At 28.8% G+C, this 3,173-nt stretch carries 5 protein-coding genes and 1 pseudogene; all 6 read left to right on the plus strand.

Annotation, left to right across the window (positions count from 1 at the left end):
• A partial coding sequence (locus tag B2671_RS04095) for a hypothetical protein (protein WP_346869278.1) occupies positions 1–215 on the plus strand: 215 nt, incomplete at its 5' end.
• A complete protein-coding gene (gene nadC, locus B2671_RS04100) occupies positions 193–1,032 on the plus strand; it encodes a carboxylating nicotinate-nucleotide diphosphorylase (RefSeq protein ID WP_346869289.1) in 840 nt (279 codons plus the stop codon). The genes B2671_RS04095 and nadC, both read left to right, overlap by 23 nt.
• 116 nt (positions 1,033–1,148) lie before the next feature.
• Positions 1,149–1,835 (plus strand): RNA pseudouridine synthase, encoded by a 687-nt coding sequence (locus tag B2671_RS04105; protein ID WP_346869279.1) that lies wholly within the window; start codon positions 1,149–1,151, stop codon positions 1,833–1,835.
• Between the two features lie 123 nt (positions 1,836–1,958).
• Positions 1,959–2,264, plus strand: a complete 306-nt coding sequence (locus tag B2671_RS04110; protein WP_346869280.1) for a zinc-ribbon domain-containing protein — start codon at positions 1,959–1,961, stop codon at positions 2,262–2,264.
• 36 nt (positions 2,265–2,300) lie between these two features.
• Positions 2,301–2,636, plus strand: a complete 336-nt coding sequence (locus B2671_RS04115) for a DUF2085 domain-containing protein (protein WP_346869281.1) — start codon at positions 2,301–2,303, stop codon at positions 2,634–2,636.
• Positions 2,637–2,753: 117 nt separating this feature from the next.
• A pseudogene (locus B2671_RS04120) lies at positions 2,754–3,173 on the plus strand (FUSC family protein); the annotation flags it as partial.

Below are 3,173 nucleotides of genomic sequence, written 5' to 3' on the forward strand. Positions count from 1 at the left end.
TATTAGAGGGCTTAGTTTTCAGTAGAAAGGCAGCACAGCATATTAATTTACTTGTAGATGAAGGTGATGATAAACTAAGTGGAGAATTAGTTGAAAGAATTAATCTTAAGGCTATAAGTGATGTTAAAAATGCAAATGAAGAATATAAGTATAAGTTTATTAGTTATTTGAAGGGAAAGGTAAATGGTGAATATGTTAAACTTTTTAATTGTTGATGATATTATTAAGAGGGCTTTAAAAGAAGATAGTCCCTATGGGGATGTAACTGTATCAGCTATAGTTTCTCCTCTAGAAAGAGCTGAGGTTGATTTAATAGCTAAAGAGGATGGAATAATTTGTGGATTGGATATTTTTAAAAGGGTATTTGAAATCTTAGGAGAAGTTGAAGTGAATCTGTTTGTTAAAGATGGAGACTTAGTTAAGAATACTATGGTTATCGGTAAAGCAACAGGAAATGCCGGCAATATATTAGTAGGAGAAAGAATAGCCCTCAATTTACTTCAAAGAATGAGTGGTATTGCTACTTTAACTAACAAATATGTAAAGAAGCTAGAGGGACTTAATACAAAAATACTAGATACTAGAAAAACTACACCTAATTTAAGAGCTCTTGAAAAGTATGCAGTTAAAATTGGAGGAGGAGTAAATCATAGATTTTCCTTATCCGATGGAATACTAATTAAAGATAATCATATTGGATATGCAGGTGGTATAAAGGAAGCCATTGAGCTTGCTAAAAAGAATTCTTCTTTTGTAAGAAAAATAGAAGTTGAAACTGAAACTAAAGAACAGGTATTAGAGGCTCTAGAAGCAGGGGCCGATATAATTATGCTTGATAATATGAGTCCAGACTTAGCAAAGGATATGGTTAAACTTATTAATGGAAGAGCATTAACAGAGTGCTCAGGAAATATCACCTTAGATACTGTTACAGACTACGGCAAAACAGGAGTGGATTATATTTCCTCTGGAGAATTAACGCATTCTGTAAAAGCCTTTGATATTTCATTAAAAAACTTTAGAAAAATATAAATATAAAATGATATAATTGTTTTGAATATGATTACTATGTTGAAATATATAGTAATCATATTTTTTAAAATTAATCTATTTAATAAATATTAGTAGGACAAAGGAAAGGACAATACATGAGGATTAATAAATTATTTAGTAATCTTGGAATTTGCTCAAGAAAAGAGACTAATAGGCTTATAGAAGCAGGAAGAGTAAAAGTAAATGGAGAACTGTCTATTCCTGGGCAGTGGGTAGAGCTAGAGGATGAAATTTTAATTGATGATAAGCCTATCATAGCTAAAAATAAAATTTACATAGCTTTTAATAAGCCCATGGGAGTTACATGCACTGCAGCTAGTGAGGTGGAAAATAACATCATTGATTTTATAAACTATGAAGAATATATATTTCCAGTAGGAAGATTAGATAAAGAATCTCATGGATTAATTCTCATGACTAATGATGGTGAACTAGCAAATAAAATATTAAATTCAGATAATTACCACGAAAAGGAATATGAAGTAAAAGTAGATAAACCTATAGATGATAATTTTCTTAAGAATATGTCTGCAGGAGTATATATACTAGGAGAAAAAACTAGACCTTGTAGCATCATAAAAGTAGATGAATGTACATTTAAAATTATATTAACTCAAGGATTAAATAGACAAATTAGGAGAATGAGTAAGGCACTAGGATATAATGTGGTAGATTTAAAAAGAATAAGAATTTGTTCTATAAATATAGAAGGGATTGAAGAAGGTATGTGGAGGTATCTTACTGAGGAAGAAGTTATGGGCTTAATGACATCAAAGAAGTAATCTATTTCCTAAGTACATACTATAACTTGGAAATTTTTGTTGCAATATTAATAAAAAATTTATATAATATTAATAGAAAATGTAGAAAATAAAATAATATTAAACATTAAGGGGGTAAAAAGGATGTTTTGTAAGAATTGCGGAAAAGAAATAGACAATAATGCAGAAATATGTCCACTTTGTGGAGTAAGAGTAAAGGAAACAGTAAAAGAAGTAGTAGTTGAAGACAAACCATCACACTTCGCAGGGGCTGCGTCATGTTGCTTTCCTTCAGCTGGAATAGTTTTATATTTTATGTGGAAAGACCAAAAACCTAAATCAGCTAAAACAATTTGCTACTGGATGATAGGTGGAATGATAACTTTAGTATTAATTTATGTTTTATGTATAGTTTTAGGAATAGCATCAGAATTGATGTATTACTATTAAAATTAAATGAAATATATAGATAAATTACTACACTATATGTTTTTATGTCATAGAATACCTGAAAGATCTTTTTTTTATAAGGGAAAGCAGTTTCCGATATGTGCAAGATGTAGTGGAATACTTATAGGATATTTATTTGGAATTATATATATTATATTTTCTGAAAAACCTCATCTTTTAATTGAGATTTTACTTATCATGCCATTAGCTATTGACGGTATTGGGCAATTTTATGGTTATTGGACAAGTAATAATATAAGAAGGTTATTAACAGGAATACTTGCAGGTATTGCTACCATAGGATTTTTCAGAACTGCTATAGTTCTAGGGCTTAACACTGGAAGATACATATTTAAATTAATTACTATGTAAAAAGACATCCTAAATTTTAGGATGTCTTTTTTAAAATTATTAAATATTATATGGAATACCTAAATTAAATTAGCTAATAATAAGTATATAAATATTTATAATAAGGATGTTAGTGTCATGTATAATAAACTAGTAAATAAATTCAATATAAATACATATTCCATGATAAAGCATGGTTCTGTAGCTGTAATAACTCTGTTTGGAGTAGGTATATTATTTGGAGTAAAGAATATAATGATTGCTTTTCCTATAGCCCTTACTTCAACGGTTATGGGAAGACAAAATTTTCAGGTTAAGACCTTTAATAAAGCAATTAAAATAATCCTTATTAATTTAATCATTGTTTTAACAGCATATTTTTCATCCATGAATATATTCTGGGGAATACCTATAAACTTTTTTGCTATCTTCCTTATAATGTATACTATAGTATCGCCCTATGATTTAACTTTTTATAAGCCCTTTATAATGCTATATGTATTTACTCAATATGCGCAGGTATCATTAGGAGAGCTTCCTTTTAGGATTTTATCTGTA

This window comes from Clostridium sp. UBA5119, from assembly GCF_002414285.1.
Taxonomy (GTDB): domain Bacteria; phylum Bacillota; class Clostridia; order Clostridiales; family Clostridiaceae; genus Clostridium_J; species Clostridium_J sulfidigenes.